This is a genomic window from Hydrogenophaga sp. GW456-12-10-14-TSB4, from assembly GCF_059424305.1.
This window is the reverse complement of sequence record NZ_JBWKZH010000093.1, coordinates 1-18,621: the sequence shown is the minus strand read 5'-3', so window position 1 is coordinate 18,621 and position 18,621 is coordinate 1. Positions and strand designations below refer to the sequence as shown.

Annotated in this window: 20 protein-coding genes; all 20 read right to left on the bottom strand. The window is 68.5% G+C overall.

The genetic code is table 11. The features are described from left to right. A partial coding sequence (locus AC07ZS_RS27610; RefSeq protein ID WP_494801642.1) for a glutamate ABC transporter substrate-binding protein occupies positions 1 to 886 on the bottom strand: 886 nt, incomplete at its 3' end. A gap of 58 nt (positions 887 to 944) precedes the next feature. Then, positions 945 to 1,883: a CysB family HTH-type transcriptional regulator gene (locus AC07ZS_RS27605; protein ID WP_494801641.1), complete on the bottom strand. Its 939-nt coding sequence runs from the start codon at positions 1,881 to 1,883 to the stop codon at positions 945 to 947. Positions 1,884 to 1,902: 19 nt separating this feature from the next. Beyond that, positions 1,903 to 3,171, bottom strand: coding sequence for an FCSD flavin-binding domain-containing protein (locus AC07ZS_RS27600; protein ID WP_494801645.1), 1,269 nt, complete (start codon positions 3,169 to 3,171; stop codon positions 1,903 to 1,905). Positions 3,172 to 3,202: 31 nt separating this feature from the next. Next, on the bottom strand, positions 3,203 to 3,508 hold the full coding sequence (locus AC07ZS_RS27595) for a c-type cytochrome (protein ID WP_494801640.1): 306 nt from the start codon (positions 3,506 to 3,508) through the stop codon (positions 3,203 to 3,205). 133 nt (positions 3,509 to 3,641) lie between these two features. Beyond that, the gene (locus tag AC07ZS_RS27590; protein ID WP_494801639.1) at positions 3,642 to 4,937 is read right to left on the bottom strand and encodes an O-acetylhomoserine aminocarboxypropyltransferase/cysteine synthase family protein; all 1,296 of its coding nucleotides are present in this window, start codon (positions 4,935 to 4,937) and stop codon (positions 3,642 to 3,644) included. A 27-nt stretch (positions 4,938 to 4,964) separates the two neighbouring features. Next, positions 4,965 to 6,326 carry an LLM class flavin-dependent oxidoreductase gene (locus AC07ZS_RS27585; RefSeq protein ID WP_494801638.1) on the bottom strand — a complete coding sequence of 454 codons (1,362 nt, stop codon included), beginning with the start codon at positions 6,324 to 6,326 and terminating at the stop codon, positions 4,965 to 4,967. Position 6,327: 1 nt separating this feature from the next. After that, a complete protein-coding gene (locus tag AC07ZS_RS27580; RefSeq protein ID WP_494801637.1) occupies positions 6,328 to 7,131 on the bottom strand; it encodes a MetQ/NlpA family ABC transporter substrate-binding protein in 804 nt (267 codons plus the stop codon). A gap of 53 nt (positions 7,132 to 7,184) precedes the next feature. Then, positions 7,185 to 7,826 carry a methionine ABC transporter permease gene (locus tag AC07ZS_RS27575; RefSeq protein ID WP_494801644.1) on the bottom strand — a complete coding sequence of 214 codons (642 nt, stop codon included), beginning with the start codon at positions 7,824 to 7,826 and terminating at the stop codon, positions 7,185 to 7,187. A gap of 28 nt (positions 7,827 to 7,854) precedes the next feature. Next, positions 7,855 to 8,895 carry a methionine ABC transporter ATP-binding protein gene (locus AC07ZS_RS27570; protein ID WP_494801636.1) on the bottom strand — a complete coding sequence of 347 codons (1,041 nt, stop codon included), beginning with the start codon at positions 8,893 to 8,895 and terminating at the stop codon, positions 7,855 to 7,857. 1 nt (position 8,896) lies between these two features. Next, positions 8,897 to 9,112 carry a TOBE domain-containing protein gene (locus AC07ZS_RS27565; protein WP_291115344.1) on the bottom strand — a complete coding sequence of 72 codons (216 nt, stop codon included), beginning with the start codon at positions 9,110 to 9,112 and terminating at the stop codon, positions 8,897 to 8,899. Between the two features lie 39 nt (positions 9,113 to 9,151). Continuing rightward, the gene (locus AC07ZS_RS27560; protein ID WP_494801635.1) at positions 9,152 to 9,964 is read right to left on the bottom strand and encodes an ATP-binding cassette domain-containing protein; all 813 of its coding nucleotides are present in this window, start codon (positions 9,962 to 9,964) and stop codon (positions 9,152 to 9,154) included. Positions 9,965 to 9,968: 4 nt separating this feature from the next. Next, on the bottom strand, positions 9,969 to 10,931 hold the full coding sequence (locus tag AC07ZS_RS27555; protein WP_494801634.1) for an aliphatic sulfonate ABC transporter substrate-binding protein: 963 nt from the start codon (positions 10,929 to 10,931) through the stop codon (positions 9,969 to 9,971). A 23-nt stretch (positions 10,932 to 10,954) separates the two neighbouring features. Further along, positions 10,955 to 11,845: an aliphatic sulfonate ABC transporter permease SsuC gene (gene ssuC, locus AC07ZS_RS27550; RefSeq protein WP_494801633.1), complete on the bottom strand. Its 891-nt coding sequence runs from the start codon at positions 11,843 to 11,845 to the stop codon at positions 10,955 to 10,957. Further along, positions 11,842 to 12,219 carry a VOC family protein gene (locus AC07ZS_RS27545; protein ID WP_494801632.1) on the bottom strand — a complete coding sequence of 126 codons (378 nt, stop codon included), beginning with the start codon at positions 12,217 to 12,219 and terminating at the stop codon, positions 11,842 to 11,844. Before AC07ZS_RS27545 ends, ssuC begins: the two co-directional genes overlap by 4 nt. 11 nt (positions 12,220 to 12,230) lie before the next feature. Further along, a complete protein-coding gene (ssuD, locus tag AC07ZS_RS27540; RefSeq protein ID WP_494801631.1) occupies positions 12,231 to 13,400 on the bottom strand; it encodes an FMNH2-dependent alkanesulfonate monooxygenase in 1,170 nt (389 codons plus the stop codon). Between the two features lie 14 nt (positions 13,401 to 13,414). Then, on the bottom strand, positions 13,415 to 14,377 hold the full coding sequence (locus AC07ZS_RS27535) for a sulfonate ABC transporter substrate-binding protein (protein ID WP_494801643.1): 963 nt from the start codon (positions 14,375 to 14,377) through the stop codon (positions 13,415 to 13,417). Between the two features lie 145 nt (positions 14,378 to 14,522). Beyond that, positions 14,523 to 15,557: a sulfonate ABC transporter substrate-binding protein gene (locus AC07ZS_RS27530; protein WP_494801630.1), complete on the bottom strand. Its 1,035-nt coding sequence runs from the start codon at positions 15,555 to 15,557 to the stop codon at positions 14,523 to 14,525. Between the two features lie 119 nt (positions 15,558 to 15,676). Then, complete coding sequence (gene ssuE, locus AC07ZS_RS27525; RefSeq protein WP_494801629.1) at positions 15,677 to 16,261, bottom strand: NADPH-dependent FMN reductase; 585 nt, start codon at positions 16,259 to 16,261, stop codon at positions 15,677 to 15,679. Positions 16,262 to 16,315: 54 nt separating this feature from the next. After that, the gene (locus tag AC07ZS_RS27520) at positions 16,316 to 17,329 is read right to left on the bottom strand and encodes a sulfate ABC transporter substrate-binding protein (protein WP_494801628.1); all 1,014 of its coding nucleotides are present in this window, start codon (positions 17,327 to 17,329) and stop codon (positions 16,316 to 16,318) included. 108 nt (positions 17,330 to 17,437) lie between these two features. Then, positions 17,438 to 18,621 (bottom strand): cystathionine beta-lyase (metC, locus tag AC07ZS_RS27515; protein ID WP_494801627.1); only part of this gene is annotated, 1,184 nt, incomplete at its 5' end.

Below are 18,621 nucleotides of genomic sequence, written 5' to 3'. Positions count from 1 at the left end.
GGGTCGGAACGGCGGTGCTGCCGGTGCGCTGTCCGATGGAGATGGTCCAGAGTTTGGCCCAGGTGCCATCGGCTTGCACCTTCTTCAGGAAGGCATTGATGAAGGCCACGCCGTCCGAGCCCTTGGGCAGTCCGATGCCGTAGGGGTCCTGCGCACCGAAGGGCGCGCCCGCCAGCTTCGCATCGCCGGTGCCGAGGCTCAGGGCGTTGAGCAGCAGGGTGTGGTCGGTCACGTAGGCATCCACGCGTCCCTGGCGCAGCGAGTCGAGGGCTTCCTGGTGCGTCTGGAACTCCTGCACGACCCCCTTGGGTGCGTACTGCGCCAGGATCGCGGGCCCCGTGGAGCCGGCCTGCGTGGCGACCTTCTTGCCGGCCAGGTCGTTGTGCGACTGGATGGTGTTGTTGTTCGCCTTGACCAGCACGCCGGCCTGCGAGGTGTAGTACGGGCCGGCGAACGAGATCTTCTCGGCGCGGGCGGGGGTGATGGAGTAGGTGGCGAACACCAGGTCCACCTGGTTGTTGATGAGCACCTGCTCGCGCGTGGACGAGGTCACCTGCGTGAACTGGACCTTGGCCGCATCGCCCAGGATGTAGCGGGTGAGGAGCTGGGCCAGGCCCGCGTCGAAGCCGCGCATCTTGCCGTCTTTCTCGTTGAGCAGCGAGAAAAGGTTCGATGTCTGCGTGCCGCCCAGGCGCAGCGTGCCGGCCTGCTTGATCTTGCTGGCCCAGGTGCTGGCTGCGATGGTTTCGGCGCTGGCAACGGGGCCTTGTGCCACCAGCGCGTCGAACGCCGCGGCATTGATGGGCGTGCCCTGCGCGAACAGCGACCCGCCGGAGACGACCGCCAGTGCCACCACAGTGGATTTCAGAAGGGATTTGATCGGCATGGGGTCCTCTTGAATGGTGTGTTACGGCGATCAATATATAGCAGTTGTGGAAGCCCCTTCACACCGTCACGATCTCGTCGTTCAAGGCCTCTTCCACGATCTGCCGCGTGAGGCTGGGCGCGAAGTTCTCGATGAAGCTGTAGGCGTAGCCGCGCAGCCAGGTGCCGCGCCGCACCGCGAGGCGGGTCACGTTGATCTCGAACAGGTGCCGCGCGTCCAGCGCGTGCAGGTGGCGGTCGCGGTCGGGGTCCACCGCGATGCTGGCCACGATGCCCACGCCCATGCCCAGTTCCACGTAGGTCTTGATCACGTCCGCGTCCATCGCGGTGATGACCACGTTGGGCTGCACGCCCTGTTTCTTGAACGCGTCGTCGATGTGAGAGCGCCCGGTGTAGCCCAGGTCGTAAGTGATGATGGGGTGTTCGGCCAGCTGGTGCAGCGAGAGCGGGCCCTCCACCCGCAGCAGCGGGTGGCCGTGCGGCACCACCACGCTGTGCGTCCAGCGGTAGCAGGGCAGCGTGACCAGCTGGGGGTAGTTGGCCAGCGCTTCGGTGGCGATGCCGATGTCGGCCTCGCCCGCGATCAGCATCTCGGCCACCTGCTTGGGCGAGCCCTGGTGCAGGTTGAGCGTGACCTGCGGGAACAGCGCGCGGAAGTCGCGCACGGCGTGCGGCAGGGCGTAGCGCGCCTGCGAGTGCGTGGCAGCGATGGACAGGCCTCCCTCCAGGCGCGAGACGAATTCCTTGCCGGCCGAGCGCAGGTTGTCGGCTTCCTGCAGCAGGCGTTCCACGATGGGCAGCAGCGTCTGCCCCGGCCCGGTGAGGCCAGTCAGGCGCTTGCCCGCGCGGGCGAAGATGGTCACGCCCAGCTCTTCCTCCAGCTCGCGGATCTGCCGGCTCACGCCGGGTTGCGAGGTGTAGAGCATGGCGGCAACCTCCGTGAGGTTGTAGCCGCAGCGCGCCGCCTCGCGAACCGATCTGAGTTGCTGGAAATTCATGGCCGGGTTCTCTTCGTCTTTACAGCAGGGCGTCGGCCCAGATGTTTTTGGCCCAGGATCGGGCGTACTGGCCTTCGAGGGCGTTGGCGGTCGGGGTGAGGCCGCCCGCGCCGTTCACGGCCACCAGGGTCTTCTGCTCGGTGTTCCACTTGTGGACCGAGGCCACGTGCACCACGTCGGTGTCGCTCACGAAGCTGTAGCAGGTGTTGGCGATGATGGGTTCGGCGTTCACCGGCCGACCCTGGATGAGCGCGATCACCGCGTCCGCCGCCACCTTGGCGTGGTTGTTGGCCATGAAGCCGGACTTGGGCATGCCCGGGGCCGACAGGGTGGCGTCGCCCAGCACGTGGATGCCCGGCGCCACGGTGGACTCGAAGGTCTGGAAGTTGACGCCACACCACTTGTTGTTGGCGGTGATGAGCCCGGCGGTCTGCGCGATGCGCCCGGCCTGCTGCGGCGGCACCACGTTGAGCACGCCCGCGCGCACGGTCTCGAACTGCAGTTCGACAGTGCGGTTGGCCGCGTCCACGCGCACGATCTCGCTGTTGGGCTTGTACTCGACGATGCCGGGGTAGAGCTCGTTCCAGGCCTTGAGGAACAGGGCCTTCTTGGAGGTGATGTCCGGGTTGGCGTCGAGCACCAGCACCTTGCTGCGCGGCTTGTGCTGCTTGAAGTAGAAGGCCACTTGCGCGGCGCGCTCGTAGGGGCCGGGCGGGCAGCGGTAGGGCGCCTTGGGAATGTGCAGGGCGTACACGCCGCCGTCGGGCAGGGCTTCGAGCTGTTTGCGCAGGGCCACGGTCTGCGGGCCGGCCTTCCAGGCGTGCAGCACCTGGCTTTGCGCTTCGGCGCTTTGCAGGCCGGGCACCTGGTCGAACTGGAAATCCACGCCGGGCGAGACGATGAGGCGGTCGTACTTCAGCGTGTCGCCGCGCGCCAGGCGCACTTCCTTCCTGGCGGCGTCGATGGCGGTGGCTTCGTCGCGAACCACGCGCACGCCGTGCTTTTTCTGCAGGGCGTCGTAGCCGGTGGTGAGGTTCTCGATCTTTTCAGTGCCGCCGAGCACGAGGTTGCTCAGCGGGCAGGAAACGAAGGCGGCTTCGCGTTCGACCAGCACCACCTCGATCTCGGGCGCCCACTGGCGGATGTACTTGGCGGCGGTGGCGCCACCGAAGCCGCCGCCGATGACGACGACGCGGGCCTTGGGGGCGGACGAGACCGAGGCGCAGCCCGGCAGGGCGAGGGCGGCCACGGTGCCGCCGGCGGTGGCGAGGAAGTGGCGGCGTTGCAGCAGTTGCTTCATGGGGTTGTGCTCCTTGTTGTTATCGGGGCTGGCGCGAGAAGTGGGCGGCCAGGCGCTCAAGCTCGGCGTCGGTGTAGCCCTTGGCGTGCTGGTGCATCACGGTGGCGGGCAAGCTGCCTTGCTTGTAGGCGAGCAGCTTCTGCAGCAGCACGGCCTTGTCCTGCCCGGCGATGGCGGGGATGGCACTGTTGCTCTTGCCGTCGGTGCCGTGGCAGGCCGCGCACGAGGCGGCCCAGGCGCGGGCCTGGAGGTCGACGGTCTGGGCCTGGGCGGTGCCGCACAGCAGTGCGAGCGTGGCGGCTGCCAGGCCGAGGGTTCGTTTCATCGTGGGGTCTCCGTGTTTTCAGGTGATGGTTGAGTGAGATGTCTTGCTCCAGGGCTCCCGAGGATCCGGCTTTGCCGGTCCCAGGGTGCGCCCCCCTTGAGGGGGGTGGCGCCGAAGGCGACGCGGGGGGTGTTCATACGCTTGCCAGGGCCTGGTTCAGGTCGGCCAAGAGGTCGTCGATGTGTTCGATGCCGATGGACAGGCGCACCGCGTCCTCGGGCACGCCCGACTTCTTCAGCTCCTCGGGCGAGAGCTGGCGGTGCGTGGTGGAGGCCGGGTGGGTGGCGAGCGATTTGGCGTCGCCGATGTTCACCAGGCGGGTGAAGAGCTGCAGCGCGTCGAGGAAGCGCGCGCCGGCCGCACGGCCTTCGCCCGCCGCGGCCTTCACGCCGAAGGTGAGCAGGCCCGAGGCGTGGCCGCCCAGGTACTTCAGGGCGAGCGCGTGGTCGGGGTGGCTGGGCAGGCCGGCGTAGTTCACCCAGCCCACCTTGGCGTGCTGCTCCAGGTGCTTGGCCACGCGCAGGGTGTTGGCGTTGATGCGGTCCAGGCGCAGCGAGAGCGTTTCGATGCCCTGCAGGATCAGGAAGGCGTTGAAGGGCGAGATGGCCGCGCCGGTGTTGCGCAGCGGCACGACGCGCGCGCGCCCGATGTAGGCCGCCGGGCCCAGGGCCTCGGTGTAGACCACGCCGTGGTAGCTCGGATCGGGCTCGTTCAGGCGCTTGAAGCGGGCCTTGTGCTTGCCCCAAGGGAACTTGCCGCTGTCGATGATGGCGCCGCCAATGCTGGTGCCGTGGCCGCCCAGGTATTTCGTGAGCGACTGCACCACGATGTCGGCCCCGTGTTCGATCGGGCGCAGCAGGTAGGGCGAGGCCACCGTGTTGTCCACGATCAGCGGCACGCCGTGTTTGTGCGCGATGGCGGCGACGGCCGCGATGTCGGTGATGTTGCCCTGCGGGTTGCCGATGGACTCGACGAAGATGGCCTTGGTGCGCGCGTCGATCAGCGGCTCGAAGCTGGCCGGGTCGCGGTGGTCGGCAAAGCGCGTGGTGATGCCGAACTGCGGCAGCGTGTGCGCGAAGAGGTTGTAGGTGCCGCCGTAGAGCGCGGTGCTGGAGACGATGTTGTCGCCCGACTCGGCGATGGTCTGGATGGCGTAGGTCACGGCGGCCTGTCCCGAGGCCAGCGCCAGCGCGGCGATGCCGCCTTCCAGCGAGGCGATGCGCTGCTCCAGCACGTCCTGCGTCGGGTTCATGATGCGCGTGTAGATGTTGCCCGGCACCTTGAGGTCGAACAGGTCGGCGCCGTGCTGCGCGTTGTCGAAGGCGTAGGCGGCGGTCTGGTAAATCGGCACGGCCACAGCCTTGGTGGTGGGGTCGGGCCGGTAGCCGGCGTGTACCGAGCGGGTTTCAAATTTCCAGTCTGCGGACATCGGTTTTTCTCCTTGTTGGGTGTTCGTTCAGGCGGTGGCGAGTTCGCGCGCCGATGGCGCGGCGGCGGGGTGTTCGGGGTGCGGCAGGCCCAGGTGGTCGCGCAGGGTGCGGCCGCTGTATGCGGTGCGGAACAGGCCGCGCCGCTGCAGCTCGGGCACGACGAGCTGGGCAAAGTCCTTCAGGCCGTGCGGCAGCGTGGGCGCGAGCACGTTGAAGCCGTCGGCCGCGCCGGTGGTGAACCAGTGTTCGAGCTGGTCGGCGATGGATTCGGGCGTGCCCACCACCGTCCAGTGGCCGCGCGCGCCGGCCACGCGCTCGTAGAGCTGGCGGATCGTCAGGCCTTCGCGGCGCGCGAGGCCGGCGAACAGTTCCTGGCGGCTTTGCCAGCCCTCGGTCACCGGCAGGTCCTGCGGGAACGGGCCGTCCACCGGGTACTTCGAGAGGTCCACGTTGCCCAGGAAGGTGGAGAGCAGGCCGACGCCGAGCACCGGGTCGATCAGGGACTGCAGTTGCTCGAACTTCTCGCGCGCTTCGGCCTCGCTGCGGCCCACGAAGGGCGAGATGCCTGGCAGGATCTTCAGCGCGTCGGTGGAGCGGCCGTAGGCGGCCAGCTGGCCCTTGAGGCTGTTGTAGAACTTGCGCGCATCGTCGGCGCTCTGCTGCGCGGTGAACACCACCTCGGCGCTGGCGGCGGCGAGGTCCTGCCCGTCGCTGGACGAACCGGCCTGCACCAGCACCGGGTGGCCTTGCGGTGAGCGGCGGGTCTGCAGGCCGCCGTGCACCTTGTAGTGCGCGCCGTCGTGCGCCACGCGGTGCAGCTTGGCGGGGTCGAAGAAGCGGTTGCGGGCCTTGTCTTCGATGAAGGCGTCGTCTTCCCAGGTGTTCCACAGGCCTTTGACGACCTGCACGTACTCCCGCGCGCGCTCGTAGCGCTGGGCGTGGGCGATCTGCTGGTCCAGCCCGAAGCTGCGGGCCTCGAAGTCGCTGCCCGAGGTGACGAGGTTCCAGCCCGCGCGGCCGCCGCTCAGCTGGTCGAGCGTGGCGTATTTTCGGGCCAGGTGGTAGGGGGGCAGGTAGGTGCTGGAGACCGTGGCCACCAGGCCGATGTGCGTGGTGCTCTGCGACAGCGCGGCCAGGGTGAGCAGCGGGTCCAGCGGATACCAGAGGGCGTTCTTCGCCACCCCTTCGTCGGGTGGGCCGGGCAGGCCCACGTTGTCGGCGAAGAAGATGGCGTCGAACTTCGCGGCCTCGGCCAGTTGCGTCCACTCGGTGAGCGCAGCGATCTGGCCCCCGGCCGAGGGCACCACGTCCGGGTGCCGCCAGGCGGCCAGGTGGTGGCCGGCGCCGAAGAAGAAAGCACCGAGGTGCATCTGGCGAGGGGCGGTCATGTCAGAACCCGGCCAGGACCGAGCCCTTGAACTCGGTCTGGATGAAGGCCTTGACTTCGGCCGACTGGTAGGCCTTCACCAGCTTGGCGACCCAGGGCTTGTCCTTGTCGGCCTCGCGCACGGCGATCAGGTTCACGTAGGGGCTCTTGGCGTTTTCCTGGGCGATGGCGTCCTTGCCCGGGTTCAGGCCGGCGGAAAGCGCGTAGTTGGTGTTGATGGCCGAGGCGTCGAGGTCGTCGAGCGAGCGCGGCAGTTGCGCGGCGTCGAGCTCCACGAACTTGAGTTTCTTGGGGTTGCTCACCACGTCCAGCGGCGTGGCCTTCAGACCGGCTTCGGGCTTGAGCTTGATGAGGCCCTGGTCCTGCAGCACCAGCAGCACGCGCCCGCCGTTGGTGGGGTCGTTCGGGATGCCGACCTTGCCGCCTTCGGGCAGGTCCTTCAGGCTCTTGACCTTCTTGCTGTAGATGCCGATGGGGAAGTTCACCGTGTAGCCGACGGCGGTGAATTTGTAGCCGCGGTCCTTGATCTGGTTGTCCAGGTAGGGCTTGTGCTGGTAGCTGTTGGCGTCGAGGTCGCCGGCGGCGAGCGCGGCGTTGGGCTGCACGTAGTCGCTGAACTCGACGATCTGGATCTTCAGGCCGTCCTTCTCGGCGATCTTCTTCACCTGCTCGAAGATCTGCGCGTGCGGGCCGGCGGTGACGCCGATCTTGAGCGGTTTGTCCTGCGCGAGCGCGGGCGCGGCGAAGGCAGCGGCCAGCGTGAGGGCCAGGGTGGATTGAAGCAGTTGCCGTTTGTTGAGGGTCATGATGAAAAGTCCTTGTGGGAAGTGGTAGTGGCGAGGGGTAGGGGAGGAAACAGTTACTTGTGGCTCAGGCGGCGCACCAGCCAGTCGCCCAGGCTTTGCACGGCCTGCACGAAGACGATGAGCAGCAGCACCACGGCCAGCATCACCTCGGGCAGGAAGCGCTGGTAGCCGTAGCGGATGCCGAGGTCGCCCAGGCCGCCGCCGCCGATGGCGCCGGCCATGGCCGAGTAGCCGGTGAGGCTGACGAGGGTGATGGTGAAACCGGCCACGATGCCGGGGAAGGCCTCGGGCAGCAGCACCTTGAAGACGATCTGCGAGGTGGTGGCGCCCATGGCCTGCGCGGCCTCGACCAGCCCGCTGTCCACCTCGCGCAGCGAGGTTTCCACCAGGCGCGCGATGAAGGGCGCGGCGGCGATCGTCAGCGGCACCACGGCGGCGGCCGTGCCGATGGACGAGCCGGTGATGAGGCGCGTGAACGGGATGATCGCGACCAGCAGGATGATGAACGGCGTGGAGCGCACCGCGTTGACGATGCCGCCCACGGTGCGGTTGAAGGCCGCGTTCTGCAGCACGCCGCCGTGGTCGGTGAGGCGCAGCAGCACCCCCAGCGGCACGCCGATGAGCGCGCCCACGAAGCCCGAGATGCCGACCATCACCAGCGTCTCCCAGAAGGAGAGCACGAAGAGGTCGAGCAGGGCCGGCGGGAACCAGGTTTGCAGCTGTTCAAGCACAGGCCACCTCCTGCACCTGCACGCCCACGCCACGCAGGTGGCCGATGGCGGCGGTGAGCTGTTCGCGCGCTCCGCTGGCGAGCACGGCGAGGGTGCCGAAAGGGTGGCCCTGCACCTCGTCGATCTGGCCGTGCACGATGTTCAGGTCGAGGCCAAAGCGGCGCACCAGGTCGGAGAGCAGGGGCTGGTCGGACTCGACGCCGGCGAACACCAGGCGCAGCAGGCTGGCCGGCGGCTGGCCCGGCGCGCCGAGCAGCGCGCGCACGCGCTCCAGCACGTTGGCCGGCAGCTCGCGCGGCACCACGTCGTCGAGCAGGCTGCGCGTGACCTCGTGCGCCGGGTGGCTGAACACCTGCAGGGCCTCGCCCTGTTCGACGATCTGGCCGGCCTCCATCACCGCGAGGCGGTCGGCGACCTGTTTGATGACCTGCATCTGGTGCGTGATGAGCACGATGGTCAGGCCCAGCTCGCGGTTGATCTGCTGCAGCAGCGCGAGGATGGAGCGGGTGGTCTCGGGGTCGAGCGCGGAGGTCGCTTCGTCCGACAGCAGCACCTTGGGCTGGCTGGCCAGGGCGCGGGCAATGCCCACGCGCTGCTTTTGCCCGCCGCTGATCTGGGCCGGGTAGCGGTCGGCCAGCGCGCCCAGGCCCACGAGTTCGAGCAGCGGGTTCACGCGCGCCTTGATCTGGTGGCGCGAGAGGCCGGCGAGTTCGAGCGGCAGGGCCACGTTGTCGAACACGGTGCGCGAGGTCAGCAGGTTGAAGTGCTGGAAGACCATGCCGATGTCGCGCCGGGCTTCGCGCAGGCCGGCGGCGTTCAGCGTGGTGAGGGAGCGGCCGGCGACCGTTACCGTGCCCTGGCTGGGCCGGTTGAGCAGGTTGATGGTGCGCACCAGCGAGCTCTTGCCCGCGCCGCTGCGCCCGATCACGCCGAAGACCTCGCCGCCGCGGATCTGCAGGTCCACGCCGCGCAGGGCGTGCACCGGCCCTTTGGGGCCGCGGTAGGTCTGGTGGATGTTGTCGAGAACGATCACGTCAGAGCTTGGCGATCGAGACTTCGGTCGACTTCACCAGGGCCACGACCTCGGAGCCGACCTTCAGGTCCAGGTCGTTCACCGAGCGGGTGGTGATGACGGAGGTGACGATGCCCCAGGGCGTTTCGACATCGACTTCGGAGACGACGTCGCCCTTGATGATTTCCTTGACTTTGCCTTTGAACTGGTTGCGCACATTGATGGCTTGGATGGACATGGTGTTTTCCTTGGTTTGAAGAAGTGAGGGAGCAGGGATTCAGATCGCCCAGCGCAGGCCGTGGGCAGGGGTGCCGGGCCACACGGGGTCGAGAGAGGGAGGCGCGCTGTCGGGCACCTGCAGCACGCGGTCGAGGATGCGTTTCTCGATCGCGGCGAAGGTGGCGTCGCCGCGCGAACGCGGGCGGGCCAGTGGCACGCGCTCGTCGAGCGCGATGGCGCCGTCTTCGATCAGGATCACGCGGTCGGCCAGGGCCACGGCTTCCTGCACGTCGTGCGTGACGAGCAGGGCGGTGAAGCCGTGGCGTTTCCACAGGCCTTCGATGAGTTCGTGCATCTCGATGCGGGTGAGCGCGTCGAGCGCGCCCAGCGGCTCGTCGAGCAGCAGCAGCTGCGGCTGGTGCACCAGCGCGCGGGCCAGCGAGACGCGCTGGCGCTGGCCGCCCGAGAGCTTGGCTGGCCAGTCGTTGAGGCGGTCGCCCAGGCCCACCTGGCCGAGCACGGCTTCGGCGTCGGCCTTGCGGTCCTTGGGCAGGCCCAGGGCCACGTTGTCGACCACGCGCTTCCAGGGCAGCAGGCGCGCGTCCTGGAACATGATGCGGGTGTCGTCGTGCAGGCCGTCGACGTTCTTGCCGTCGAGCAGCAGCTCGCCGCCGCTGGCCGCTTCCAGGCCGGCGATGAGGCGCAGCAGCGTGCTCTTGCCGCAGCCGCTGCGGCCCACGATGGCGACGAACTCGCCGGGCTCGATGGTGAGCTGGTTGTTGCGCAGCACTTCGCGCGCGCCGTAGCGCTTGGAGAGGCCGCGCAGCTGGATGCGCAGGCCGCCGGAGGAGGGGTTGTTCTCGCTCGCCATGGTGTCAGCCCTGCGGTTTGAACAGGGGCACGTCCACCGCGTTGACGCGGCGCGGCAGCAGCTTCTCGGCCAGGAAGGCGTCGGCGATCTTCTGCTGCTCGGTGATGTTCTGCGGCGTGACCGGGCGCACCGCGTAGCTGCGCCGGCCGTTGGCCTGTTCGACGATGGCGGCGTCCAGGCCCCAGAAGGGCGCGAGCAGGGCGGCGGCTTCCTTGGGGTTCTGCTTGACCCAGCGGCCGGTCTTCTCCAGCTCGGCGTAGATCACGCCGAGCACGTCGGGCCGGGCCTGGGCGAAGCGGGTGCTGGCCAGGTAGTAGCGCTGGTACGAGGCCAGGCCCGTGCCGTCGGCGAGCACGCGCGCGCCGGCCTGCTTCTGGGCGGCGGAGAGGAAGGGGTCCCAGACCACCCAGGCGTCCACGGCGCCTTTCTCGAAGGCGGCGCGGCCGTCGGCCGGCGTGAGGTAGGCGGGGTCGATGTCCGAGAAGGACAGGCCGGCTTTTTCAAGCGCCGCGATCAGCAGGTAGTGCGCGCCGGCGGCCTTGGCGAAGGCCACGCGCTTGCCCTTGAGATCGGCCACGCTTTTGAGTGGCGAGTCGGCGCGGACCACGATGGCCTGTGCCGTGGGCGAGGGCGCTTCCTGCGCCACGAAGGTGAGCTGGGCGCCCGCGGCCTGGGCGAACACCGGCACGGTGTCGGCCACGTCGGCGCTGAAGTCCAGGTTGTCGAGGTTGAGGGCTTCGAGCAGCGGGAGGCCGCTGGTGAACTCGTGCCAGCTCAGCTTCACGCCCAGCGGCTCCAGGCGCTGTTCGAGCGTGCCTTGCAGGCGCAGCACGGCGATCAGCGTGGACGATTTCTGGTAGCCCAGGCGAACGGCGCGCGGCGCGTTGCCCTGGGCCAGGGCGGCACCGGCGGCGAGGGAACCCAGGGCGCCGAGTGCGGCGCGGCGGTTGAAGAGGGGATGCGTCATGGTGGTCGTTCTCGTGGGGTGATTCAGGGGTTCTGGTAGCCGGGGTGCCAACGCAGCCAGTAGCGTTCGAGACTGCGGGCGAACACGTCGGCCAGCTTGCCGAGCGCGGCGTAGAGCAGGATGCCGACGAGCACGATGTCGGTCTGCAGGAACTCACGGGCGTTCATCGTGAGGTAGCCGATGCCGGCCTGCGCGGAGATGGTTTCGGCCACGATCAGGATCACCCACATCAGGCCGAGCGAGAAGCGCAGGCCGACCAGGATGGAGGACAGGGCGCCGGGCAGGATGATCTGCGTGTACAGGCCCCAGCGCGAGAGGCCGTAGGTGCGGCCCATCTCGATCAGGCCCGGGTCCACGTTGCGGATGCCGTGGAAGGTGTTGAGGTAGATCGGGAAGAACACGGCGACGGCGATCAGGAACAGCTTGGCCATCTCGTCGATGCCGAACCACAGGATCACCAGCGGGATCAGCGCGAGCGCGGGGATGTTGCGCACCATCTGCACGCTGGAGTCGAGCAGGGTCTCGAAGAAGCGCACCGAGCCGGTGAGCAGGCCCAGCAGCAGGCCCAGGCCGCCGCCGACGGCCAGGCCGATCAGGGCGCGGCCGGCGCTCACCTTCACGTGCGTCCAGAGTTCGCCCGAGACGGCCAGCGTCCAGAACGCGGCGACCACGTCCACCGGCGCGGGCAGCACGCGGGTGGACAGCCAGCCCAGCGAGGACGAGAGCTGCCACAGCACCACCAGCAGCACCGGCACCAGCCAGGGCAGGAAGCGCTGCCAGGCGCCGCGCAGCAGCGGGCCCAGGAACGAGCCGGCCTGGCGGCCCGGCAGCAGGCCCCAGCCGGGGGCGTCGATGGTGTCGGGCACCGGGGTCACCGGGGCCTCGCGGAGGGTCTGAGCCTGGGCTTGCGTCATGCGGCGCTCCCTTCGGAAGGGTCGGGTTCGAGGAATTCCAGCGGGTTGCCCGCGGGGTCGTTGACGAAGAAGCGCAGGTGGCCGGGCAGCGGGCGGGTCTCGTCGAGCTCCAGCCCGGCGTCGAGCAGCCTGGCGCGGAAGCCGGGCAGGTTCTGCACCTCGAAGGCCAGGCGCGAGGGCGATGGCGGCGGCGCCCAGTTCGGCACGGGCACGAGGTCCACGCGCTGCGAGGCGGCGTAGAAGCGCAGCGCGTTGCCGGTGCCGCCCAGGCGAAATTCCTTCAGGCCCAGCAGCTCGCCGTAGAAGTGGCGCACCAGCGATTGCTGGCCGGCCGGGAAGCCGAGCTGCACGTGGTGGATGGAGTGGATGTTCATGGAAGGGCTCCTCAGCTCTGGGCGGCGCGAGGCACGAACACGTTGGCCACGGTCTCGCCGAACGGGCCGGTGAGCGCGGGGCCGGGCAGCTTCTCGCGCAGCTTGCGCGGCAGCAGCGGGAACACGAGTTCGGCGAAGCGGTAGGCTTCTTCGAGGTGCGGGTAGCCCGAGAAGATGAAGTTCTCCAGGCCCAGCTCGGCGTATTCCTGGATGCGCGCGGCCACGGTCTCGGGGTCGCCCACCAGGGCGGTGCCGGCGCCGCCGCGCACCAGGCCCACGCCGGCCCACAGGTTGGGGCTGATCTCCAGGTCGGCGCGGGTGCGCTTGGCCCCGCCGGCGTGCAGCGCGGCCATGCGGCGCTGGCCTTCGGAGTCCATCTTGGCGAACGCGGCCTGCGCGCGGTTGACCACGTCGTCATCGAGTTTGCTGATGAGCGAATCGGCGGCGGCCCAGGCCTGGTCGTCGGTCTCGCGCACGATCACGTGCAGGCGGATGCCGAACTTCACCGTGCGCCCGTGCTTCGCGGCGCGGGCCTTCACGTCGGCCACTTTCTTCGCCACCTCGGCCGGGGGCTCGCCCCAGGTGAGGTAGGTGTCCACCTGTTCGCCCGCGAGCTCGTGCGCGGCTTCCGAGGAGCCGCCGAAGTACACCGGCGGGTGCGGGTGCTGCAGCGGCGGGAAGAACAGCTTGGCGCCTTTGACCTGCAGGTGCTGGCCGTCAAAGTCGAAGGTCTCGCCCTCGTGGCTGCGCGTGAGGATCTCGCGCCAGATGCGGATGAATTCGGCCGACTGTTCGTAGCGCTGCGCGTGGTCCAGGAACACGCCGTCGCCTTCGAGCTCGGCGCGGTCGCCGCCGGTGACGAGGTTGATGAGCAGGCGCCCGTTGGAGAGGCGGTCGAAGCTGGCGGCCATGCGCGCGGCCAGCGCCGGCTGGTGCAGGCCGGGGCGCACGGCCACCAGGAATTTGAGCCGCTGCGTCACCGGCAGCAGGCTGGCGGCGACGACCCAGGGGTCTTCGCAGGAACGGCCGGTGGGAATCAACACGCCTTCATAGCCCAGGCTGTCGGCGGCTTGCGCCACCTGCTTGAGGTAGTCGTGGTTGAGCTGCCGCCCACCCTGCGCCGTGCCGAGGTATCGGCTGTCGCCGTGGGTGGGGATGAACCAGAAGATGTTGAGTCCCATGACCGCGCGCCTCCTCAACCCGCGTTGACCGCAGCCTCAAGCACGTTGATCTTTTTCGGGATCAGCTTGAGGTTGAAGAAGGTGTCGGCGATGACCTGCTGTTCCTGCAGGATGGCCTTGGTGATCGGGCCGGTGCCGTAGACCTGGCGGGTCACCGAGCGGTCCACCACCGGCTTGGGCAGGCCCCACAGCGGTGCGAACTCGGCGGCCAGTGCGTCGCGGTTGGCGCTGCCCCACTGGTCGAGTTTGTTGATCTCCTCGATCACGATCTTGATCACGTCGGCGTTCCTGGCCGCGTAGTCCAGCGTGGAGAAGTAGTAGGCGCGGTTGTTGACCACGCCGGTGGCGTCGGCCAGGATGCGGCCGTTCAGGCCCACTTCGGCGGCGGCCAGGAACGGGTCCCAGATCACCCAGGCGTCCACGGCGCCTTTCTCGAAGGCGGCGCGCGCATCGGCCGGCGGCAGGAAGACGGACTGCACGTCGTCGTACTTCAGGCCGTTCTTCTCCAGCAGCTTGACCAGGAAGTAGTGCACGTTGGAGCCCTTGTTGTAGGCGACCTTCTTGCCCTTGAGGTCGGCGACCGTCTTGATGGGCGAGTCCTTGGGCACGAGCACGGCTTCGGTGGCGGGGCGCGGCACGGTGGCGGCCACGTAGGCCAGCGGCGCGCCGGCGGCCTGCGCGAAGATCGGCGGGGCTTCGCCCACGTCGCCGAAGTCGATCGAGCCGACGTTGAGCGCTTCGAGCTGCACCGGGCCGGCGGTGAATTCGGTCCAGCTGATCTTCACGCCCAGGGGCGCGAGGCGCTGTTCCAGCGTGCCCCGGCCCTTGAGCAGGCTCAGGAAGCCCTTCTGGTGGCCGACGCGGAACACGCGGTTGGCGGTCTGGGCCTGCGCGGGCAGGCCGGGCAGCGAGGCGAGGGCGGCGGCGCCCACGCCGGTGAGGACGAAGCGGCGGCGGTTGGAGAAGTCGTTGCTCATGATGTGTGTGGTGTTCCGGGTGGTGGTCAGGACGCTGCGCGCTTTCGCGGCAGCGATGCTCCAGGAGGCCGCGGTGACGGCCAGCAGCTGGGCGATGTGGCGGCGCAGGTCGGCCGCATTGAAGGGCTTGGACATGGCGGACGCCTCAGGGCTGGGCGACGACGACGGCTTCGTTGACCTTGATCGCCTTGGGGATCAGCTTGAGCTCGAAGAAGGTGTCGGCGATCTTTTGCTGGTCGGCGGCCACGGCGGGCGTGATCGGCTTGACGTTGAACTCGTAGCGCTGCAGCGCGAGCTCGACCACCTCGACCGGCAGGCCTTGCAGCGGCGCGATGAGTTCGGCGGCCTGGCGCAGGTTTTTCTTGAGCCAGATGCCTTGCGACACGGAGTCCTCGAACAGGGCTTCGATCACCTTGGGGTTCTTGCTGACGAAGTTGCGCGCGCCCAGGTAGTACTGGTAGTTGTTGACCACGCCGCCCGTGCCGTCGGCCAGCACGCGGGCGCCGGTGGCTTTTTCAGCGGCGGCCTGGAACGGGTCCCAGATCACCCAGGCGTCCACGTTCTTGCTTTCAAACGCGGCGCGGCCGTCGGCCGGGGCCAGGTAGACGGGCGTGATGTCGGTGATCTTCAGGCCGTGCTTTTCCAGCTGTTTCACCAGCAGGTAGTGCACGTTGCTGCCCTTGTTGAGCGCGACCTTCTTGCCCTTGAGGTCGGCGACCGACTTGATGGGCGAGTCCTTGGTGACCAGGATGGCCTCGGCGCGCGGCGCGGCCGGGTCGTAGCCGAAGTAGACGAACTGCGCGCCGGCGGCCTGCGCAAAGATGGGCGGGGCTTCGCCCACGTAGCCCACGTCCACCGCGCCGACGTTGAGGCCTTCGAGCAGTTGCGGGCCGGCCGGGAACTCGACCCACTTCACGCCGAAGCCCAGCGGGCTGAGTTTTTTCTCCAGCGTGCCTTGCGCCTTCTGCAGCACGAACAGGCTGGCCGACTTCTGGTAGCCGATGCGCAGCTCGCCCCGGGTCTGCGCTTTCGCTTCGGGCACCGGCAGCAGGAGCAGGGCCAGGCCGAAGGCCGCGATGACGAAGACCAGGAAGCCGATGGCCCATTGCTTCAGGCGGCTCGAGCGCGAGGGCTCGACCGGCACGCCGGCCTCGGGGTGGTGTTGAAACAGTTCACTCATGATCAATTCCTCTGTGACGAAGGCGCAGGCAACAGCCGTCCAGGCCACCTGCGCGGTGGCTGAAAAAAACGAATGGGGATGCGGGCGAGATCGGCCGGGTGGTCCCGGCTCGCAGCGGTTCAGACGCTACATCGCACCTGGGCGAACGGCACGGGCGCGAACCCGGCCGAGACCGGCATTCGCAGGCCTTCGTGGAGGAGGGTGTTCACGGCGTCGTCCAGCCGGTCACTGATTTCGGTGCCGACGTGGTACAGGCCTTCGGTGTCCTTCGGGATCTGCGCGTCGGTGGCGTAGACCCCGGGGAGGATGTGCCGCGCCGCGAGCGACTGCAGCACGGGGCGCAGCGCGTAGTCGAGCGCGAGCATGTGGTGCGGGCTGCCGCCGGTGGCCAGCGGCAGCACCACCTTGCCCTTGAGGGCGGATTGCGGCAGCAGGTCCAGGAAGACCTTGAGCACACCGCTGTAGGCGGCCTTGTAGACCGGGGTGGCCACGACCACGGCGCGCGCGGTCTCGACCTGGCTCAGTGCGGCGCGGATGGACTTGTGGCCCACGTCGGCCAGCAGCAAAGCCTGGGGGGACAGGTCCCGGATGTGCAGGCGTTCGATCAGCGCGTGGCGCAGACCCAGCCGTTGAGACACCGCATCGAGCAGCGCCGCCGAGCGCGAGTGCTCGGACGGGCTGCCAGCGATCAAGAGAATGGACACGGTGCAGTTCCCTGAAACGTCGTTCGTTCTTGTGTGTGACAGCGCGAAGGCTTCTTACTTCTTGGTGTAGATCTGGTCGAAGCTGCCACCGTCGGAGAAGTGCACCTTGGCCGCTTTCTCCCAGCCGCCGAAGGTGTCCTCGATCTTGAACAGGTTGATCTTCGGCAGCTGCTTGGCGTACTTGGCCTGGGCCTTGGCCGAGGTCGGGCGGTAGAAGTGCTTGCCGATGATGTCCTGCGCTTCTTCGGTGTACAGGAACTCCAGGTAGGCCTGGGCCACGGCGCGCGTGCCCTTCTTGTCGACGTTCTTGTCGACGATGGTCACGGCCGGCTCGGCCAGGATGGACAGCGAGGGGTAGACGAAGTCGACCTTGTTGCCGAATTCCTTTTCCAGCAGGTAGGCCTCGTTTTCCCAGGCGATCAGCACGTCGCCCTGGTTGCGCTGCGAGAAGGTGATGGTGGAGCCGCGCGCGCCGGTGTCGAGCACGGGCACGTTGTTGTACAGCTTGCCCACGAATTCCTTGGCCTTGTCGTCGCTGCCGTACTTGCGCTTGGCGAATTCCCAGGCGGCCAGGTAGTTCCAGCGAGCGCCGCCGGAGGTCTTGGGGTTGGGGGTGATGACCTTGACGTCAGGACGGATCAGGTCGTCCCAGTCCTTGATGTTCTTGGGGTTGCCCACGCGCGTCACCAGCACGATGGTGGAGGCGTAGGGCGTGCTGTTGAGCGGCAGGCGCTTTTGCCAGTCTTTCGGGATCCAGTTGCCGTTGTCGTGCAGGGCGTCGGTGTCACCGGCCAGGGCCAGGGTGGCGACGTCGGCGTCCAGGCCGTCGATGATGGAGCGGGCCTGCTTGCCCGAGCCGCCGTGGCTCTGCTTGATGCTCACGTCCTGGCCGGTCTTGGCCTTCCAGAACTTGGTGAACGCGGCGTTGTACTCGACGTAGAGCTCGCGCGTCGGGTCGTACGACACGTTGAGCAGGGTCACCGGCGCGGGTTGCGCGATGGCCGTGAGGGCGCTGGCGGTGAGGGCGGTGGCGGCGAAGGCCTGGATCAGTTGGCGGCGGGTGCTCATGTCGTTCCTCATGGGGATGCGTTGAAGGGATGCCGGATGATCCTTTCAAAGCCACGGATAAGGAACGAATGGTTTTTTGGTTGTTTATTACTTAAACATCTGAGCCAACTAGCCGGCCATCGCCGCGTCCAGGGCGCCGCAGAAGTCGCGCACCAGGTCGTCGGCGTTTTCCAGGCCGGCATGCACCCGCAGCAACGGGCCGGGCAGGTCCGGCTGCCGGGTGGCGCGCTGCGGCGGGTCGACCGGCAGCGCCAGGCTCTCGTAGCCGCCCCAGGACAGGCCGATGCCGAACAGCTCCAGCCGCTGGAAGAAGCGCGAGAGCTGCTCGCGCGCCATGGGTTTCAGGGCCACGCCGAACAGGCCGCTGGCGCCCAGGAAGTCGCGCCGCCACAGCACGTGGCCCGGGGCGTCGGGCAGGGCCGGGTGCAGCACGCGGTGCACGGCGCGGTGCGCCGCGATGTTTTCGGCCAACACGATGCCGTTGGCCTGGTGTTGCCGCAGCCGCACCGAGAGGCTGCGGATGCCGCGCAGCGCGAGGAAGAGGTCGTCGGGTCCGGCGGTCTGGCCGAAGTCGTGCGCGCCGGCGCGCAGGCGTTCCCAGGCTTCGCGCGTGGCGGTGGCCACGCCGAGCAGGGCGTCGGAGTGGCCCACGATGTACTTGGTGGCGGCCTGGATGGAGATGTCCACGCCGTGCTCGAACGCCTTGAAGTAGATCGGCGAGGCCCAGGTGTTGTCCATCACCACCAGGGCGTCGTGGCGGTGGGCCTGCTCGGCGATGGCCGGGATGTCCTGCACCTCGAAGGTCATGGAGCCGGGCGATTCGACGAACACCACGCGGGTGGCGGGCCGCATCAGCGCGCCGATGCCGCTGCCGATCAGCGGATCGAAGAACTCGACCTCGACGCCCAGGCGCGCGAGCACGGTGCGCGCGAAGGTTCGGGTGGGGCCGTAGGCGCTGTCGGTGATGAGCACGTGGTCGCCCGGTTGGACCAGGGCCAGCAGCGTGTGGGTGCAGGCCGCCAGGCCCGAGGGGAAGACGATGGACGCGTAGCCGCCTTCCATTTCGGCGATGGCCGTCTCGAAGGCGCGCGTGGTGGCGTTGCCGAAGCGGCCGTAGCTGGCCATGGGGTTCTCGGGCGTCTTGCGCGATTCCCACTCTTCGAGCGTCGAGGAGAGGATGGTGGAGCCGCGGCAGACCGGGGTGTTGACCAGGCCGCCGTGCACGGAAGGCGTGCGGCCCGTGTGGACGAGGCGGGTGTCGGCGCAGTGGGTGGGGTCAAGAAGTTGAAGGG